This is a genomic window from Streptomyces sp. WM4235 (assembly GCF_001279725.1).
GTDB lineage: Bacteria > Actinomycetota > Actinomycetes > Streptomycetales > Streptomycetaceae > Streptomyces.
This window is the reverse complement of the sequence record NZ_LGDE01000479.1, coordinates 1-17,432: the sequence shown is the minus strand read 5'-3', so window position 1 is coordinate 17,432 and position 17,432 is coordinate 1. Positions and strand designations below refer to the sequence as shown.

Below are 17,432 nucleotides of genomic sequence, written 5' to 3'. Positions count from 1 at the left end.
GCCGCCCTTGAAGATCATGCCCTCTTCCTTGTACCAGTCGAGGATCGACTCCATGGAGTCGTCGACGGCCAGGATGAAGCAGGCGGAGACCTGCTGCGGTTGGGGCGTACCGACGTTGAACCACACCGGCGAGTTGAAGCTGAAGATCTGGTGCAGGAGGGCGTAGGTCAGCTCGTGCTCGAAGATCTCCGCGTCCGCGGGCGAGGAGAAGTAGTCGAAGTCCTCGCCGGCCTTCGTGTACGTCTTCACGATCCGGTCGATGAGCTGCTTCAGGCCGGTCTCGCGCTGCGGGCTGCCGACCGCGCCGCGGAAGTACTTGCTGGTGACGATGTTGACCGCGTTCACCGACCAGAAGTCGGGGAACTCGACGCCACGCTGCTCGAAGTTGACCGAACCATCGCGCCAGTTGGTCATGACGACGTCACGACGCTCCCAGCTCACCTCGTCGTACGGGTGCACGCCCGGGGTGGTGTGGATGCGCTCGATCCGCAGGCCGCTCTTGGTGACCTTGGTTCCCTTGGCTCGGGAACCTCGTGCCGAGCTGCTCGCCGTCTCTGTCATGGCCGCCTCCCATATGCGGGCAAAAACGCCCTAAAGTGCCAGCGCTATTCCGCGGCACGGTGCTGTGTGTCTTGTATCTACGAATCTGCCCCCGGCTACCGCCGGGAGGCGCCTCGAACCGATCGGGCAGACCGCCCTGCTGTGCGGCCGGTCAGGTCAGTCGGAGGCGGAGGCGGGCACGGGGACGACCGAGGGGGTCCCACCGGGCTCGACCTCAGGGGGATGAGGCCGCTGCTCGCGCAATTCCACGATGGCGGTCTCGAAGTCTTCGAGGGTGTCGAACGCTTTGTAAACGGATGCGAACCGCAGGTAGGCGACGAGGTCGAGTTCCTGCAACGGGCCGAGTATGGCCAGACCCACGTCATGGGTGGTCAGCTCGGCACTCCCGGTGGCGCGCACCGCCTCCTCGACCCGCTGGCCGAGCTTGGCGAGGGCGTCCTCGGTGACCGGTCGCCCCTGGCACGCCTTGCGGACGCCAGAGATGACCTTGGAGCGACTGAAGGGTTCGGTCACCCCGCTGCGCTTGATCACCATCAGTGAGGCCGTCTCCACCGTCGTGAAGCGACGGGAGCAGTCGGGGCACTGACGGCGCCGCCGGATCGACGTGCCGTCGTCCGTGGTGCGGCTGTCGACTACACGGCTGTCGGGGTGCCTGCAGAAGGGGCAGTGCATGGTTCCCTCACCCTCCTTCTCGGCACGACTGGATCACCCCACGGAGCCCCTGAACGGCGGAGAAACGGCCCCGCCGGGGGCTCGTGAAGCAGCCACCAGCATATGCGATGTCGGGGGCTCCGGCGGACCGGGGACCACAACTTCTGGGCGGCAGCGCTCATCCAACCACTAGATCTTGGGTTGCAGTGGATTTACATCGCTCAGCGTGTCGCGGCGTGAGCCGACCGCGTTCGGGTGCCCTCCGGTGCCACACTGGACGCCGGCCCGGACCCCGACGATCCAACCCGGAAGGGTACCGTAATCAGCGAACGCGGAACCGAATCCACGTTCGACGGACGGCCTGCCTATACACCTCCCATGACATCTCAAGTGAACGATCCTTGCTTTTTCACTCGAACGTGTGTTTGGCGCAACCTTTCGAAAGCAACTACCGTTGTCCAACTAGGGAGAACATTTCGAGAGGGGCCGCAGACATGACCACGACCGCAGACAGTGCCACCATCACTGCCCAGAACCGCTCCCAGAGCCGACTTGAGCCGGTGCATGCCATGAATGACGCAAGTCAGAATCCGGAGACGGAGCCCGCACGCCCCGCTCGCTCGATGCCGGGGCGACCTCCAGGCATCCGCGCCGACAGTTCCGGACTCACGGATCGGCAGCGGAGGGTCATCGAGGTCATCCGCGACTCCGTGCAGCGCAGGGGGTACCCGCCGTCGATGCGGGAGATCGGCCAGGCGGTGGGACTGTCCAGCACCTCGTCGGTCGCGCACCAGCTGATGGCGCTGGAGCGCAAGGGCTTCCTGCGCCGCGACCCGCACCGCCCCCGGGCGTACGAGGTGCGTGGCTCGGACCAGCCCAGCTCGCAGCCCACCGACACCACCGGCAAGCCTGCCGCGTCGTACGTTCCACTGGTGGGCCGGATCGCGGCCGGCGGCCCGATCCTCGCCGAGGAATCGGTCGAGGACGTGTTCCCCCTCCCCCGCCAGCTGGTGGGTGACGGCGAGCTCTTCGTCCTCAAGGTCGTCGGCGACTCGATGATCGAGGCCGCGATCTGTGACGGCGACTGGGTTACCGTCCGGCGCCAGCCCGTCGCGGAGAACGGCGACATCGTCGCCGCGATGCTGGACGGCGAGGCCACGGTCAAGCGGTTCAAGCGCGAGGACGGCCATGTCTGGCTGCTCCCGCACAACGCCGCCTACCAGCCGATCCCGGGTGACGAGGCGACCATCCTCGGCAAGGTCGTCGCCGTACTGCGCAGGGTCTGACCCTCGCGCCCTCAGCCAGCTCCGGGACCTACTGCGCCGGTCCCGGAGCTGCTTCGTGTCCGCATTCGCTTCTGTGGTTCCACCGCTCCGCCGCTGCCTCGGGTACGGCTACTTGCCGTCCGCCTGGGCGGTCGCGTCGATGGCGGCCAGCGAGCGACGGACCTGGTTCCGGTCGGTGGTGTACCAGAAGTCCGGGAGCGTGGCCCGCAGGAAACTGCCGTAGCGAGCCGTCGCCAGTCGGGGGTCCAGGACCGCGACGACACCCTTGTCGTCCGTCGCCCGGACGAGCCGGCCCGCTCCCTGGGCCATCAGCAGCGCGGCGTGTGTGGCGGCCACCGCCATGAAGCCGTTGCCGCCACGTTCCTCGACCGACTTCTGTCGCGCGCTCATCAACGGGTCGTCGGGACGCGGGAACGGAATCCGATCCATGATCACGAGCTGGCAGCTGGGACCCGGCACGTCGACGCCCTGCCACAGCGAGAGCGTTCCGAACAGGCAGGTCTTCGGGTCCGAGGCAAAGGCCTTGATCAACTCGCCGAGCGTCTCCTCGCCCTGGAGGAGGATCGGGTGCTCGAGTCGCTCGCGCAGTTCCTCGGCCGCCGCCTTGGCGCCCCGCATGGAGGAGAAGAGACCGAGGGTGCGACCGCCGGCCGCCTCGATCAGCTCGGCGAGCTCGTCCATCATGTCGCCGCGGGTACCCTCCCGGCCGGGTGTGGCCAGGTGCTTGGCGACGTACAGGATTCCCTGCTTCGGGTAGTCGAACGGGGATCCCACATCCAGACCCCGCCAGACGGGAGCGTCGTCGCCCTCCACCCCTTCCGGGGACAGGCCCATCGACGCGGCGACCCCGTTGAAGTCCCCGCCCAGTTTGAGCGTGGCGGAGGTGAGGACGACCGAGCGGTCCTCGAACAGCTTCTCGCGCAGCAGCCCGGACACCGACAGCGGTGCGACGCGCAGGGTGGCACCGAAGCGGTCGTGCCGCTCGTACCAGACGACGTCGTACTCGGACCCGAGGACGATCCGCTCCGCCACACCGTGGATGCTCTCCACGGCGGCGAGGGCCTGCTTGCGCACGGCGTCCTCGTCCTGAACGGACTTGTCGCGGGTGTTGCCGATCGCCGAGATCACGTTGCGCGCGGAGTCCCGGAGGGACATCAGGGCGTAGCCGAGGTCTTCGGGGACCGTCTCCAGTCGGCCCGGGAGCGCCAGTTCCATGACGCGCTCGAACGACTCGGAGGCGGTCTGCAGGGCGTCGGCCGTCTTCTCGTCGACGAGCTTCGCGGCCCGCTTCACGGCCCGATTGACCTGACCCGGGGTGAGCTCGCCGGTGGCGACACCCGTGACCCGGGAGACCAGCTCGTGGGCCTCGTCCACGATCAGCACCTCGTGCTGCGGCAGCACCGGGGCGCCTTGGATGGCATCGATGGCGAGCAGCGCGTGGTTGGTGACGACCACGTCGGCGAGTTTGGCCCGTTCACGGGCGGCCTCGGCGAAGCACTCGGCGCCGTAGGCGCACTTCGTCGCACCCAGGCACTCGCTGGACGAGACGGAGATCTGTTGCCACGCCTTGTCGGAGACGCCCGGCGTGAGGTCGTCACGGTCGCCGGTCTCGGTGTCGTCCGCCCAGTCGCGCAGGCGCAGGAGGTCCTTCCCGAGCTTGCTGCTGGGGGCGGCCGCCTCGAACTGGTCGAAGAGGCCCTCCTCCTCGTCCTGCGGTGCGCCCTCGTGCAGTCGGTGCAGGCACAGGTAGTTGGAACGGCCCTTGAGCATGGCGAACTGCGGGCGGCGCCGGAGCTGCGGATGCAGTGCCTCCACCGTCCGGGGCAGGTCGCGCTCGACGAGCTGGCGCTGGAGGGCCAGGGTCGCGGTGGCGACGACCACGCGCTCGCCGTGTGCGAGGGCGGGCACCAGGTAGCCGAGGGACTTGCCGGTACCGGTTCCTGCCTGGATCAGCCGGTGGGAGTTCTCGTCGATCGCTTCGGCAACGGCTTCGGCCATGGCCACCTGGCCGGGCCGCTCCGTGCCGCCGACGGCGGAGACGGCGGCATGCAGCAGGTCGGGGAGGGAGGGCTTCGTCATAGCATCGCCAAGCCTACGGGGCGCCACTGACACTGCCCGCATCGACGACTGCTCACGATCGGTGAAGGGGGTTGGGGACGGTGCCGTGCGTGACGGCGTGCGGGCGGTCCGGCCGGTCGCGGTAGCCGTCCTCGTGGAGCCGGTTCCGGTTGAGGCAGAGTCGGTCGATCCGCTCGCTGAGCAGGTCGAAGAGCTCGAAGCGCTCCTTGAGCTCGGGGAACCGGGACTGGTGGTGAAGGATTTCCGCCCGGACGAGGGACCAGAAGTCGTCCTCGGGAACGCCGAGCCGGTCGTCGCAGATCGCGGACAGGTAGCGGAACACGCCGATGAAGAGTCCGGAGTGAATGAACTGGGTGAGGAAGGTCGGCGGCTCGGTGAGGAGGGCGGCGCGGACCTCGGCGGGCATCGACTGGTGTTCGGGCAGCGGCTCGCGGCTGATGTTGATGTCGTCCACGAAGTCCTTGACCGCCAGCCGGACGGGAACGTCGTTCTCGTCGAAGACCACGATGGCGTTCTCTCCGTGCGGCGAGAAGACGGTCCCGTAGCGGTAGAGGAAGTGGAGCAGCGGCGGCAGCAGGGCGGCGAACAGCCGCTGGAGCCACACGGTGGGGGTGAGCCCGGAGCGGGCGACCAGCTCCGCGGTGAAGGAGCGACCGCGCGGGTCCGTGTGGAGGAGCGAGGCGAGGGTGCGGGCCCGCTCGCCGGGGGCGAGACGGCCGGTCAGCGGCTCGCGCCAGATCGCCCCGAGGAGTTCCTTGTACTGGTACGGGACCTCGGGGAGCCGGTCGTAGACGGGATGGCGGACGGTGACGGACGCGACCTCGCCCAGCAGGATGACCCCGCATTCGTCACGCAGGAAGGGGTCGGAGTCGCGAAGGGAGTGGATCCATCCGGTGACGGCGGGGGCGGCGAGCGCGAGATCCGAGGGCAGGCCCCGCCAGACCATGGTGTTGAAGACGGAGAGCGGCAGTTTGACGCTGTGCCGGTCGGGGCGGGTGAGGTTGAGGAAGGTGCGGATCGACTGTTGCGGGAGGCGCACGTCGAGGTCCGCGGGCAGCGGCACCAGGGCGCCCGACGCGAGGGCCGGCGCGAACAGGGGCAGCACGATCTCGTCCCACTGCCAGGGGTGCACGGGAAGGTAGAGGTAGCCCCGCGGGTCGAGGCAGCGGTCGCGCAGGACCTGGTCGAAGCCGGCCCGGGTGACGGGGTCGAGTTCGGCGGAGTACAGCCGGGCGGGGTCTTCCAGACCGGCGGCGCCGCGGTACTCCGCCAGGGAGGTGTGCGCGGCGAGCCAGGGCAACCGCTGTCGGGTGCGGGCCTCGGGAGCCCAGGCGGCGGTGTCGGAGGCGGACAGTCCGATGCGGCCCTTGTTGAGGACGAGCCAGGGGTGACCCGTCTGATGTCCTTCGAGCGCGGCGTAGTCGAGGTCGGCGAGTACGTCCGCGGTCAGGGCGTGGTGATCGAGACGGGCGTCGGCGGCGAGGGTGGCGCTCAGCTCGCGGACCAGGTGGCCGAGGGTCTCTCCGTCGAGTCGGAGGAGGGTGCGGGCTCGGATGAGGAACTCATACGGATCCCCGAACGCCGTCGAACTCTCCGTGGAGGGTGGCGGCGCGGTGAGGGTGATGGTGTCGGGGGCGACCTGCCAGCTCCCGTACGAGCGGCGGCGCGCGCGGAACCCGAGACGGCCGCCGTCGTCGAGGGTCAGGGTCCAGGCGTCGCCCGCGGCGGACGGAGTCGGGACGGGGCTGACGATCTCCTCGTACGCGAATTCGCCGAGCATCTTGGCGAGCAGCGTGCGGGCCGCGAAGTCCCAGGTCGGTGCGTTGATCTCGGGCGGCGTGACCGGGTGCTGAGGCGACGGGGGCAGAGCGGGCTCCGGGGAGTCGGGGGCTTCGGGAAAATTCGGCACGGGACTCCTCGAAGATCGGGAACTTTGCTGCGTGACGCAGAGTTTTCGAAGGGAGAGGCGTGAAGCGGATGCTTCGGAGCGCGGTGGCGGCGATCAGATGAGATTGCGCAGTGCCCGCTCCCGGATCATCAGTGCCGCGCGCTTCTCGGGAAGGTCGATTTCGGCGGAATAGCGAAAGCCGGAGTTCAAGAAGGCTGATACGGAGGGGGTGTTGCGGATGTCCGGTTCGGCGATGACGCGTGTGCAGCGTGGACGGTTGTCGAGCAACAGGTCGGCGACGGCGCGCAGCAGGGTGGTGCCCAGACCTCGGCCGCGGTTCGTGCCGTCTCCGATGAGCAGGTGGATACCGGTGTCGTGGGGGCGTGCCGGATAGTGCCGGGCGAGCGGGTCGAGGTCGGCCCGGTAGATCTCCCAGTAGCTCATCGGCGTGCCGTCGAGAAGGCCGAGGCAGGGGACGCTGTGGCCGTCGCCATCGAGCTGAGCCCGCAGGTGATCGGCGGTGGTCGAGGCCGGGCCGGCGAGTTCCCAGTAGGCGGCCACCTCCGGGTCGTTCATCCAGCCCACGAGGAGGTCCAGGTCTCGACGCGGGCGTACGGGTTCGAGGCGGAAGGCTCCGGCAGCGGTGGCGACGGCGTCCCATGTGGCTGGGGAGTCGAGCAGGTCGGCCTCGGCGAGCAGGGGCCAACGCTGCGGGGGGCGACGCATTGAGCCGAGGTAGTAGCCGGTTGTGGCGAGGGCTGAACCGACGGGACCGGTCGAGGTGTCGGTGGAGGGCATGGGGGCTCTTCTCCGTGTCGGTGCGGGCGCGTCAGTCGTGAAGGGGGTTGGTGATGGTGACGTAGACGGACTGGGTGTCGACGGGGCCGACGAGTTCGTCGAGGCCGCCCAGGCGGGTGAGCAGGTTGGCCTTGCAGCGGAGGGTGGGTGAGTCGAGCAGTTGGGCGGGGAGCGGCCCGAGGCCCGAGTTCTTCCCGAGGAAGCGGCGGAAGGCGGCGAGGAGTACGCGTTCGTCGGCGAGGTGTTGGGAGCCGAAGGCGCCGATCAGGCCGAGCACGTTGTTGATGCCGAGGTAGTAGGCGAAGCGTTCGTCGGTGACGGCGTCGGAGACGAAGGTGTCGCTGGCGCTGCCGATGCCGGGGAGCCGGTGGTGCAGTTCCGCCCGGTGGGAGTCGCGGAAGTAGTAGCCCTGGTTGTCGCGGTAGCGGCCGCCGATCGGCCAGCCGGCCGGGTCGAGGAGCACCAGGGTGTTCTGTTGGTGCGCTTCGAGGGCGACTCCGGCGAGCGCGTCGAGGGCGAGGATCGGCAGGACCACGTGGTCGAGGTAGCGCAGGAACCACTCGGCGGCGACGGCGGGGACCGAGCGCCCGGTGGAGGTGGCGAGCCGGGCGACTGTCTCGGCGAGCGGGGAGCGCATCGTGGTCCGACCGGGCCATGGGCGGGGAGTGGTCAGCGCGGCGATGCAGAGGGTGTCGTCGTCGGAGTGGAAGGGGTTGTGGCGCAGGAGGGCGTCGAGTCCGGGGACGGGGGTGCCGTCGAGGGAGTCGACGGCGACCCAGGCGGGGTCGCGGACGATGTCGAAACCGGGGTGGGACGACTGCCATTGCTCTGCGAGTCCGGCGCGCAGAAGGCGGTGAACCTCGACGCCGCGGTGGAGTTCCTTGCGGAGGTTCTCCCTGCGGGAGTTGGTGATGCGCAGGCCCAGGGACAGCTTGAGCATCGCGGGGGAACCGGGGCGGTGGACGGTGCGAATGGAGGAGGTGGGGTACCAGGGGTCACCGTACGGGCCCATGTCGGTCAGTAGTCCGGCGTCGCACAGGGCGGCCACGGCCGGGCGTTGGAGGAGGTCGCGGGCCTGCCAGGGGTGCAGCGGAAGGAGGGTGGTGCCGGTGGGCGGTTGGAGGCCGGGTGCGAGGCGGGCGAGCAGTTGGGCGGCGGAAACCGGGCGGCCTCGTTCGGTCCAGGCGGAGTCGGTGGCGAGGACGGCGGGCGCGACCGCGAACCAGTGCACGGGGAAGGAGCCGTGGAGTTCGGGTGAGTAGCGGCGTACCTCGGCTTCGGAGAGGCCTTCGCGGCTCTTCGGGGTCGGGTGCAGGGGATGGCCGAGGAGGAGCGACTGCTCGGCGGTGAGGAATCGGTCCTCGGCGACGGGGGCGGGGACGGCGGGGCGGGCTCGCCGGTCGGCGATGAACTCCGCCGTGCGCTGGACCGAGTCGGCGACCCGGCCCACCAGATCGGCGCCACCTCGGCCGGTGCCCTCACGCGCGATGAGCGCGGCGAGGGTCACGGCGTCCAGGGCGGGGGCTTCGGCCGGGGCGCCTTCGATCCGGGCGGAGGCGAACCGGTGCCAGCCGGCCGAGGACCAGTACCGGACGGCGACGAGCACCGCCGTGCCGGATGCGGGGAGGGGGATGCGGAGCGGTGTTCCGGCGGGCCCGTCGGGGCGGCCGAGGCCGCTTTCGCGGACCCAGCACCGAAGCAGGTTCTCCACCGCAGCGGCCTCGGCGGCTAGGGCCGGATCGGGGTGGTCGAGGGGATCGGGGAGCATGGCCGATCCCGATCCGACGGGACCGGCTCCTCCGGCTCCGGATCTGCGGCTCCCGCCCAACTGCCGTGGCACGCCGCCGCCGGGGGACACCGCCGTGGGGTGCGGTTCGGCCGCCGCCTCGGCCGGTGGCGCGTCCTCGGCCCGGGACGGCTCCTCGGCCCGGGACCTTGGATCGACTGCGGATGGGACGGGCCGGGACGTTGGGGCGGCCTGGTAACGGTCGGCTTCCGGGGCGGCCGGGGCGCTGCGGTACTCCGCCACATCCGGCGCGTGGTCGGACTCCGGACCTGCCGCCGGAGCGGCCTTGGGTGGCCGGGCGGCCTCCGGCGCCGGAGTGACTCCGGGGTTGGGGCCGGGGCTTGCGCTGGGGCTGAGGCTGGGCGCGGCCTCGGGAGTGGGCAGGGTGTCGAAACCGGGTGCGGTGTCGGAACCGGGCGGGTTCTGGTGGGTGCCCAGTGTCGGTGTCGAGTCCGGCCGGGCGCCCGGGGTCGGCTGGCTTGGTGCTGAGGTGGGGGCGGTGTCTCGTACCGGATCCGGTACGAAGTGGGCCGCGAGGGTGTCCTCCCGGGACGCCCCCTGGATCGGGGACGACGCCTGGGCCCGGCCGGGTCCTGGGTCTCCCGGGTCGAGGGACCGGGCCTCGGCCGGAGCCGGTCCCGAGCCGAGCGGTGTGGGGGCGAGCCAGAGGAGCGGAGTGAGGTCCTGGCCCGTGGCCCCCTGCGCGGGCGTGCCGTGTGGGGGCCGGGCAGCGAGCACGGGACCGTTGCTCGGGGCCGACTGGGCCGGGCTCACCGCCGGGGCGGGATCCGGGGCCGGCCAGGAGGACAGGGTGGCCAACGCCGGGAGCCGGTGACCTGTCGCCGAGCCCGGGGCGGGCGTCCGTGTGCCCGGGCGCGGGTGGGTTGAAGTGCGGGCGGCGAGGGACTCGGAGCTGACCGGGACTGCCGGGCCGGCGGGGACGGGGGCGTGCGCGGAGCGAGCCACCGCCCAGTCCAGGGCCGCCGTAGGCGACAGAACCGGTGCTGACCACGTCTCCGCTGCCGAGGTCTCCTGAGCCGGCGTCCCGCCCGGAACCGAGGCTCGGCCAGAGGCGGACGCCCTCGAAGCCGAAGTCGAAGCAGAAGTCAAAGCCGAAGCAGAAGCCGGCGTCGAGGCCGGAGTCGAGGCTGAGTCGACCAGGTTCGCGTCCTCCGGGGCGCTGACCGTGCCCGTGGCAGTGACGGTCGGAGCCGGGCCCGGAGACCTGACCGATGCGGCCGGACCCGGGGCGGCCAGACCCGAGGCCGTCGGGGTTGAGGCCGTCGGGGTTGAGGCGGTCGGGGCGCTGACCGGGTCGGGGGTCCGGGCGCCCGGGGCCGCACGCACGAGAGGAGGGGCAGGGTGGGGAGCTTCAGGCGCGGCGGCGAACGCGGCGGGGTGAGCCGCGCCGGAAAGCGGCGTGGGCTCCGGACTCGGACGGCGGCCTCGGCCCGGGCTGAACTCCGGGCCCGGGACCTCCTCCCCTGGGCCGAGGTCCGAGTCGGGATCGCGGTCCACGACCGGATCGCGGCCCGCCCTCCCGCTGACCTCCAGAGCCGGGCTCTCCCCCAGCCGGAGGGCCCAGCCCGGCCGGCGACTCGCGCCCGGATTGGGTTCGGGGCTCGAAGTCGCCCTCGGGCTGAACTCCGCCCCCGGGCTGAACTCCGGGCTCGTGCCGGGCGCCGGGCTCGGGCCGGGCGCGGGTGTGGGGGTCGGCGTCGGTGTGGGGGTCTGCTCCGGCGTGGGGGTCGGCGTCGGGCTGCCGGCCCTCGGGGACGGGGCGGGGTGGGGGGTGGAGGGGTCCGGCATCGGAGGTCCTTGGGGTGCGGGTGGGGTCAGTGGGACCGTCGGGCGGCGGCGGCGATGGCGTCGGCCAGCCGCTCCAGGACGGCTGCGGCCTGCTCGTCGGTCAGGGTCAGCGGGGGCAGCAGGCGGACCACGCAGGAGTGGCGGCCCCCGAGCTCGACGATCAGCCCGCGGTCCAGGCACTCCCGGCGGACGGTGGCGGCGAGGTCCGGGGCAGCGTCCCCGGTGTCGGGGTCCACGAGTTCGATGCCCAGCATCAGGCCGCGACCTCGTACGTCGCCGATGCACGAATGGTCGGCGGCCAATGCGCGCAAGGCGGTCAGCATGCGTTCGCCCAGCACCCCGGCGCGTTCCGCGAGGTTGTTGCGGCGGACGTAGGCCAGAGTGGCGGTGCCCGCGGCCATGGCCAGTTGGTTGCCGCGGAACGTGCCGGCGTGGGCGCCGGGCGCCCAGACGTCGAGTTCGGACCGGTAGACGATCACCGCGAGCGGAAGGCTGCCGCCGATGGCCTTGGACAGCACCATCACGTCGGGCACCACTCCCGCGTGGTCCACGCCCCAGAAGGCACCGGTGCGCCCCACACCCGTCTGGACCTCGTCCGCGATCAGCGGGATCCCGCGGGCCTCGGTGATCTCGCGCATCCGCCGGAGCCAGTCGTCCGGAGCGGGGTGGACGCCGCCTTCCCCTTGTACGGGTTCGACGATGAGCCCGGCGGGGGTGGGTACTCCGCCCTTCGGGTCGTCGAGCAGGCTCTCGGTCCAACGGGCGCCGAGTCGGGCGCCCTCGGCCCCGCCGACACCGAACGGGCAGCGGTGGTCCTGTGGATACGGAAGCCGGGTGACCCGTACGTCGGGGGCTCCACCGGAGGCGTCCAGGGCTCCCGCGGTCATGCCGTGGTACGCACCCGTGAAGGCCATCAGTCCGGAACGCCCGGTGGCGGTGCGGACCAGCTTGAGCGCGGCTTCGACGGCGTCCGTCCCGGCTGGCCCACAGAACTGGATCCGGGCGTCGGCCGCGAGCGCTGCCGGAAGGTTCGCGAACAGCTCGGTGGTGAAGGCGTCCTTGACCGGGGTGGCCAGGTCGAGGACGTGCAGCGGTGCCCCGGAGTCGAGGACGGCACGGATGGCTTCGAGCACCACGGGGTGGTTGTGCCCGAGGGCGAGCGTGCCCGCGCCGGACAGACAGTCGAGGTAGCGCCGTCCGTCCGCGCCCTCGATCGTCAGGCCCCGGGCGCGCACCGGAACGATGGGCAGCGAGCGCGCGTATGTCCGGGCGGCGGACTCTCGTTGTGCCTGTCTGCGCAGGATGGTTTCGGCGGCGACGGGTCCTCTGGTTCCTTGCGGCGGGATCTGCTCCGCGGCCGCGGCCGACTCGGTGAAAGCCTCGCTCAAAGCCACGAGTGTCGGTCCTCCCGCACGGATTCTCTTCCGGATTGCGTTTCGAACATGAACGCTGCTCCCCCGTCCCCCGTACGTACCAACGACGGTGACGGCCACGGATCACGGGTGGACCGAAGATCCTTGTCCGTCGCCGAGTCCGTCGCCAAGTCCGTCGCGAAGTCCTCCCCGAAGTCCCTCGTGTTGTCCGTCGCCAAGACCCTCGCGAAGTCCGCCCCGAAGTCCCTCGTGTGGTCCGCCCCGCTGTCGTCCTCGATATCCACCGAAAAGTCCGCCGTAAGGTCTGCCGCGATGTCCTCCGAGATGTCCGAATCGAACAAGTTCCGAGGATGGTTCGCCGGGCAGGAACCGTGGCCCCGGGCTGTGCCGTCCTTGGGAGCAGCGGCATAGTGGGGTGCTGCGCTTGCCGTACACCCGTGCGGCGACCGCGCTCCACCCCGTTCAACGCCTCGAAACACCAGGGGGATTTACGACATGCGACCGATCCGACCGGTCACCGCGATCCTGTGCGCGGCCGCGCTCGCGCTGACCGCCGCAGCCTGCGGCCCCGGCGACGGGGAGGCCGGCGGCGACGCCAAGCCGACCGTGGCCGCGAGCCTTCCGCCCGGTGCCACGGACGGGATCACGATCCCGGACGAGCTCAAGGACAAGCTCAAGGAGCACGGCGTCGACCTGGAGAAGTGGCGGGGAGGCGCGTGGAAGAACTGGAAGCAGGAGGACTGGCTCCGCGAGGCGGGCGACTACATCAACCCGGTCATCGAGGGGCTGTGGGACCCGGACCGGATGCGTGACGCCGACAAGACTCCGCAGCCTCCGGCCGTGGACCCGGATGCCGGCAAGGACCAGGGTGTCACGGACCCGACGCCGGCGCCGGTGCGGGCAAGGGGTGCGGCGGCGCCGTACCACTCCACCATTCCGGCGTCCGGCAAGGTGTTCTTCGACGGCCCCGAGGGTTCGATGGTCTGCTCGGCGACCGTGGTGAAGGACCCGGCCCACCCGGGCAAGTCCAACATGGTCTGGACGGCGGGTCACTGCGTCCACGCGGGCAAGGCGGGCGGCTGGTACCGCAACATCGCCTTCGTGCCGTCCTACAACAACGCGGGCCAGGCGTCGGCGCAGCTGAAGGGTGCGCCGCGCGAGCAGGTCGCCCCGTACGGCGTGTGGTGGAGCGACTGGGCGCAGACCTCGGACCAGTGGATCGCTTCGGGCGGCCCGAGCGGTGGCGCGGGCGCCCCGTACGACTTCGCGGTGCTGCACGTCGCTCCGGAGAAGGGCAGTGGCAAGTCGCTGGAGGAGACGGTCGGTTCGGCGCTGCCGGTGGAGTTCAACGCGCCGGCGGTGGGCAGGGTCGCGGGCATCACCGCGACGGGCTACCCGGCGGCGGCTCCGTTCGACGGCCAGCGGGCGTTCCAGTGCACGGACAAGCCCGGTCGTCTGTCGTTGAAGGCGGCCGACCCGGTGATGTACCGCATCGGTTGCACCATGACCGGCGGTTCCTCGGGTGGCGGTTGGGTCGCGGCGGGTGCCGACGGCAGGCCGGCGCTGGTGTCGAACACCTCGATCGGCCCGGCCAAGGCCGGTTGGTTGGCCGGTCCGCGCCTGGGCCCGGAGGCCAAGGGCATCTACTCCGCGGTGAGCGCCAAGTTCAAGTAGCGGGTGGGCCGGGCGCGCGGCGCCCGGCCCCACGCGGCGCGAGCACCGCACCAAGAGCGCCGTGCCGGCCCGGTGCGCAGCACATCGCCGCGCCAGCCCGATGCGCAGCACATCGAGCCTCGCGCGTGGGCCATCACGTGACGGAGGGCCCCCGCATCGCGGGGGCCCTCCGTCACGTGATGTCGCGCCGTGTCACGCTCGCCGGTGCTTCACCGACGCACCCGTCGATGCTTCATCGACACACGGGTCAGTGCTTCGCCGGCACGTAGGGCGCCAGGTCCGCGGCCAGTTCCTGGTGGACGCGCGCCTTGAGGAGGGTGCCCTCCGGGGTGTGCTCCTCGGAGATGACCTCGCCCTCGGCGTGTGCCCGGGCGATCAGCGAGCCGCGGGTGTACGGCACCAGTGCCTCCACCTCGACCTCGGGTCGCGGCAGCTCGGTGTCGATGAGCGTCAGCAGCTCCTCGATGCCCATGCCGGTGCGGGCCGAGACGGCGATGGAGTGCCGCTCGATGCGCAGCAGGCGCTGGAGGACGAGCGGGTCTGCCGCGTCCGCCTTGTTGATCACGACGATCTCGGGCACGTTGACCGCGCCGACCTCGCGGATGACCTCGCGGACGGCCGCCAGCTGCTCCTCCGGGGCCGGGTGCGAGCCGTCCACGATGTGGAGGATGAGGTCGGAGTCGCCGACCTCCTCCATCGTGGAGCGGAACGCCTCGACCAGGTGGTGGGGCAGGTGTCGGACGAAGCCGACCGTGTCGGCCAGGGTGTAGATCCGGCCGGACGGCGTCTCGGCCCGGCGCACGGTCGGGTCGAGGGTGGCGAACAGCGAGTTCTCCACCAGCACGCCGGCGCCGGTGAGGCGGTTGAGCAGCGAGGACTTGCCGGCGTTGGTGTAGCCGGCGATGGCGACGGAGGGAACCTTGTTGCGCCGGCGTTCCTGGCGCTTGATGTCGCGGCCGGTCTTCATGTCCGCGATCTCCCGGCGCATCTTCGCCATCTTCTCGCGGATCCGACGCCGGTCGGTTTCGATCTTGGTCTCACCGGGGCCTCGGGTGGCCATGCCGCCACCGCCGCCGCCACCCATCTGACGGGACAGCGAGGCACCCCAACCACGCAGGCGCGGCAGCATGTACTGCATCTGCGCGAGCGCGACCTGGGCCTTGCCCTCTCGGGACTTCGCGTGCTGGGCGAAGATGTCGAGGATGAGCGCGGTGCGGTCGACGACCTTGACCTTGACGACGTCTTCGAGGGCGATGAGCTGGCCGGGGCTGAGCTCTCCGTCGCAGACGACGGTGTCGGCGCCGCTCTCCATGACGATGTCGCGCAGCTCGCGGGCCTTGCCGGAGCCGATGAAGGTGGCCGGGTCGGGCTTGTCGCGACGCTGGATCACGCCGTCGAGGACGAGGGCGCCCGCCGTCTCGGCGAGGGCGGCGAGCTCCGCGAGGGAGTTCTCGGCGTCCGTCACCGTGCCGGAGGTCCAGACACCGACGAGTACGACGCGCTCCAGGCGGAGCTGTCGGTACTCGACCTCGGTGACGTCTTCGAGTTCGGTGGAGAGGCCGACCACGCGCCGCAGGGCCGCGCGCTCGGAGCGCTCGAGCTGCTCGCCGTCCCGGTCTCCGTCGATCTCGTGGCTCCAGGCGACGTCCTCTTCCATCAGGGCATCGGCCCGAAGGCTCTCGGTGAAGCTCTGCGGGTCACGCACGTCCTGTGCGTCCCGCGCGTCCTGGGAAGGGGAAGAAGAGGAGGTCATTGGATCCTTACGTCGATTCGAATGCGTCGCGCCCGGCAATGGCCAACGCTACCGCCGAACGTGACATAACACTGTCACGTCCAACGCGTCACGCCGCCCGGTGATTCCCGGAATCCGAGCCCTGGCCCGATCGGGCCCGATGGGCCGCCGAACGGCCTCGTTGATGGTGACATGCCCGTTCCGGGCGCGTCACACGCTTTTCGGGCCGCCCCATTCCGGGTGCCCCGGCATCGCGGGGGTGGTCGTGCCGTACAGCCATGGCTTGAGGAAGGCCGTCAGGTCGCGCCCCGCCTCCTGTGACGCCAGGCGTACGAAGTCGTCCGTGCCGGCCGTGGAATCCGCGTGCTCGTCCACCCAGCGGCGCTCGATCCGGTCGAAGGTGGCGACGCCGACCTCTTGGCGCAGGGCGTACAGGATCAGCGCGGCCCCGTCGTAGACCACGGGCCGGAACAGGCCGATCTTCTCCCCGGGGGCCGCTGCCTTCGGGGCGGCCGGGGGGCCGCCGGCCGCCCGCCACTGGTCGGAGCGCTGGTACGCCTCGCGCATGCGCCGCTCCAGGGAGTACTTGCCGAGCCCGTCGGCGTAGAGGGCCTCGTACCAGGTCGCGTGTCCTTCGTTGAGCCACAGGTCGGACCAGGTGCGGGGGCTGACGCTGTCGCCGAACCACTGGTGTGCGAGCTCGTGGACCATCACGGACTCGACGTACCACTCCGGGTAGCCGGCGTTCCCGGAGAACAGGCCGTGCTCGAAGAGGGAGAGGGTCTGGGTCTCCAGCTCAAAGCCGGTCGTGGCTCGCGCGATCAGCACGCCGTAGTTCTCGAAGGGGTAGCGGCCGACCCGCTCCTCCATCCACCGGACGTGACCGTCGGTCTTCTTCAGCCAGGGTTCCAGGCGCACCCGGTCGGCGGCGGGCACCACGTCGCGCAAGGGCAGTCCGTGCGGGCCCGTGTGGTGGACGACCTCCGAGGTGCCGACGGAGACCTGGGCCAGTTCGGTGGCCATGGGGTGCAGGGTGCGGTACGTCCAGGTGGTCGGGCCGCCCGCGCGCCGGGTCGGGAGGGCGCCCGGCAGTCCGTTGGCCACGGCGGTGAGTCCGGCCGGGGCGGTGATCCGGAAGGTGAAGTACGCCTTGTCGGCGGGGTGGTCGTTGCAGGGGAAGACGCGGTGGGCGGCGTCGGCCTGGTTGGCCATGGCCAGGCCGTCCTCGGTGGGCACCCAGCCGCCGTCGCCGCGACCGCGCGGGTCGCTGGTGTGGCGCACGGTGATGCTCAGCACGGATCCCTGGGTGACCGGGCGGGCGGGGGTCAGCACGAGGTCCTCTCCCGCGCTCTCGAACCTCGCCGGTTCCCCGTTGACCTCGACGGACGCCACCTGGCCGTGGGTGAAGTCGAGGTTGATGCGGTCGAGCGCGTGCAGGGTGCGGGCGCTGATGACGGTGACGGCGTCGAGCGGGGTCCGGTTGTCCTTGTACGTGAAGGACAGGTCGTACGAGAGGACGTCGTACCCGGGGTTGCCGAGCTCGGGGAAGAGCCGGTCGCCGATGCCCAGCGACTGGGGTGGGGGCAGTACGGCGGCGACGAGGGTGAGCGAGGCGGCGGCGAGCAGGGCGGCACGCAGGCGGGGGGAGGTGAGCTGCATCCCCCATCGCTTACCAGCGCCCGGCATCGGGCGGCGAACGGCGCGCGCCGGGTGCACCCGAACGAGGGCGTCCGACCCCGTGGCCCGGCCGACGTGCGTTCCGCCCCCGGATTCCCGTTCCCCCGAACCCCCGAGC

General features: G+C 71.1%; 11 protein-coding genes and 1 pseudogene. 2 read left to right on the top strand and 10 right to left on the bottom strand.

Going from position 1 to position 17,432, the window contains the following annotated elements; translation table 11 throughout:
* Positions 1 to 561, bottom strand: a pseudogene (locus ADK55_RS35495) (vitamin B12-dependent ribonucleotide reductase); the annotation flags it as partial.
* 156 nt (positions 562 to 717) lie between these two features.
* Positions 718 to 1,233: a transcriptional regulator NrdR gene (gene nrdR / locus ADK55_RS35490; RefSeq protein WP_053685157.1), complete on the bottom strand. Its 516-nt coding sequence runs from the start codon at positions 1,231 to 1,233 to the stop codon at positions 718 to 720.
* Between the two features lie 473 nt (positions 1,234 to 1,706).
* On the opposite strand from nrdR, the gene lexA reads away from it, so the two are divergent.
* On the top strand, positions 1,707 to 2,498 hold the full coding sequence (gene lexA, locus ADK55_RS35485) for a transcriptional repressor LexA (RefSeq protein ID WP_053685155.1): 792 nt from the start codon (positions 1,707 to 1,709) through the stop codon (positions 2,496 to 2,498).
* Between the two features lie 108 nt (positions 2,499 to 2,606).
* Here the strand turns inward: lexA and ADK55_RS35480 are convergent, their stop codons facing one another.
* From ADK55_RS35480 to ADK55_RS38990, 6 genes are all read right to left on the bottom strand, one after another.
* Positions 2,607 to 4,577 carry an ATP-dependent DNA helicase gene (locus tag ADK55_RS35480; protein WP_053685153.1) on the bottom strand — a complete coding sequence of 657 codons (1,971 nt, stop codon included), beginning with the start codon at positions 4,575 to 4,577 and terminating at the stop codon, positions 2,607 to 2,609.
* Positions 4,578 to 4,629: 52 nt separating this feature from the next.
* Positions 4,630 to 6,486 carry an IucA/IucC family protein gene (locus ADK55_RS35475; protein WP_053685151.1) on the bottom strand — a complete coding sequence of 619 codons (1,857 nt, stop codon included), beginning with the start codon at positions 6,484 to 6,486 and terminating at the stop codon, positions 4,630 to 4,632.
* A 93-nt stretch (positions 6,487 to 6,579) separates the two neighbouring features.
* Positions 6,580 to 7,263, bottom strand: a complete 684-nt coding sequence (locus ADK55_RS35470; RefSeq protein WP_053685149.1) for a GNAT family N-acetyltransferase — start codon at positions 7,261 to 7,263, stop codon at positions 6,580 to 6,582.
* 31 nt (positions 7,264 to 7,294) lie between these two features.
* Entirely contained in the window at positions 7,295 to 9,031 is a 1,737-nt protein-coding gene (locus ADK55_RS35465; RefSeq protein ID WP_078999806.1) for an IucA/IucC family protein, read from the bottom strand.
* A gap of 1,853 nt (positions 9,032 to 10,884) precedes the next feature.
* The gene (locus ADK55_RS35460) at positions 10,885 to 12,204 is read right to left on the bottom strand and encodes a diaminobutyrate--2-oxoglutarate transaminase family protein (protein ID WP_053685159.1); all 1,320 of its coding nucleotides are present in this window, start codon (positions 12,202 to 12,204) and stop codon (positions 10,885 to 10,887) included.
* Positions 12,205 to 12,242: 38 nt separating this feature from the next.
* Positions 12,243 to 12,572, bottom strand: a complete 330-nt coding sequence (locus ADK55_RS38990) for a hypothetical protein (protein WP_053685147.1) — start codon at positions 12,570 to 12,572, stop codon at positions 12,243 to 12,245.
* Positions 12,573 to 12,726: 154 nt separating this feature from the next.
* On the opposite strand from ADK55_RS38990, the gene ADK55_RS35450 reads away from it, so the two are divergent.
* Positions 12,727 to 13,905, top strand: a complete 1,179-nt coding sequence (locus ADK55_RS35450) for a trypsin-like serine peptidase (RefSeq protein ID WP_053685145.1) — start codon at positions 12,727 to 12,729, stop codon at positions 13,903 to 13,905.
* A gap of 247 nt (positions 13,906 to 14,152) precedes the next feature.
* Here ADK55_RS35450 and hflX read toward each other — a convergent pair whose 3' ends face one another.
* Positions 14,153 to 15,658 (bottom strand): GTPase HflX, encoded by a 1,506-nt coding sequence (gene hflX / locus ADK55_RS35445; protein WP_053685143.1) that lies wholly within the window; start codon positions 15,656 to 15,658, stop codon positions 14,153 to 14,155.
* A 189-nt stretch (positions 15,659 to 15,847) separates the two neighbouring features.
* Positions 15,848 to 17,296, bottom strand: coding sequence for a M1 family metallopeptidase (locus ADK55_RS35440; RefSeq protein ID WP_053685141.1), 1,449 nt, complete (start codon positions 17,294 to 17,296; stop codon positions 15,848 to 15,850).
* Between the last annotated feature and the right edge of the window lie 136 nt (positions 17,297 to 17,432).

What these genes read in the sequence shown, in the direction of transcription:
- ADK55_RS35480 (WP_053685153.1), bottom strand. Translation starts at nt 4,577, where the DNA reads ATGACGAAGCCCTCCCTCCCCGACCTGCTGCATGCCGCCGTCTCCGCC.
- nrdR (WP_053685157.1), bottom strand. Translation starts at nt 1,233, where the DNA reads ATGCACTGCCCCTTCTGCAGGCACCCCGACAGCCGTGTAGTCGACAGC.
- ADK55_RS35465 (WP_078999806.1), bottom strand. Translation starts at nt 9,031, where the DNA reads ATGCTCCCCGATCCCCTCGACCACCCCGATCCGGCCCTAGCCGCCGAG.
- ADK55_RS35470 (WP_053685149.1), bottom strand. Translation starts at nt 7,263, where the DNA reads ATGCCCTCCACCGACACCTCGACCGGTCCCGTCGGTTCAGCCCTCGCC.
- hflX (WP_053685143.1), bottom strand. Translation starts at nt 15,658, where the DNA reads ATGACCTCCTCTTCTTCCCCTTCCCAGGACGCGCGGGACGCACAGGAC.
- lexA (WP_053685155.1), top strand. Translation starts at nt 1,707, where the DNA reads ATGACCACGACCGCAGACAGTGCCACCATCACTGCCCAGAACCGCTCC.
- ADK55_RS35450 (WP_053685145.1), top strand. Translation starts at nt 12,727, where the DNA reads ATGCGACCGATCCGACCGGTCACCGCGATCCTGTGCGCGGCCGCGCTC.
- ADK55_RS35440 (WP_053685141.1), bottom strand. Translation starts at nt 17,296, where the DNA reads ATGCAGCTCACCTCCCCCCGCCTGCGTGCCGCCCTGCTCGCCGCCGCC.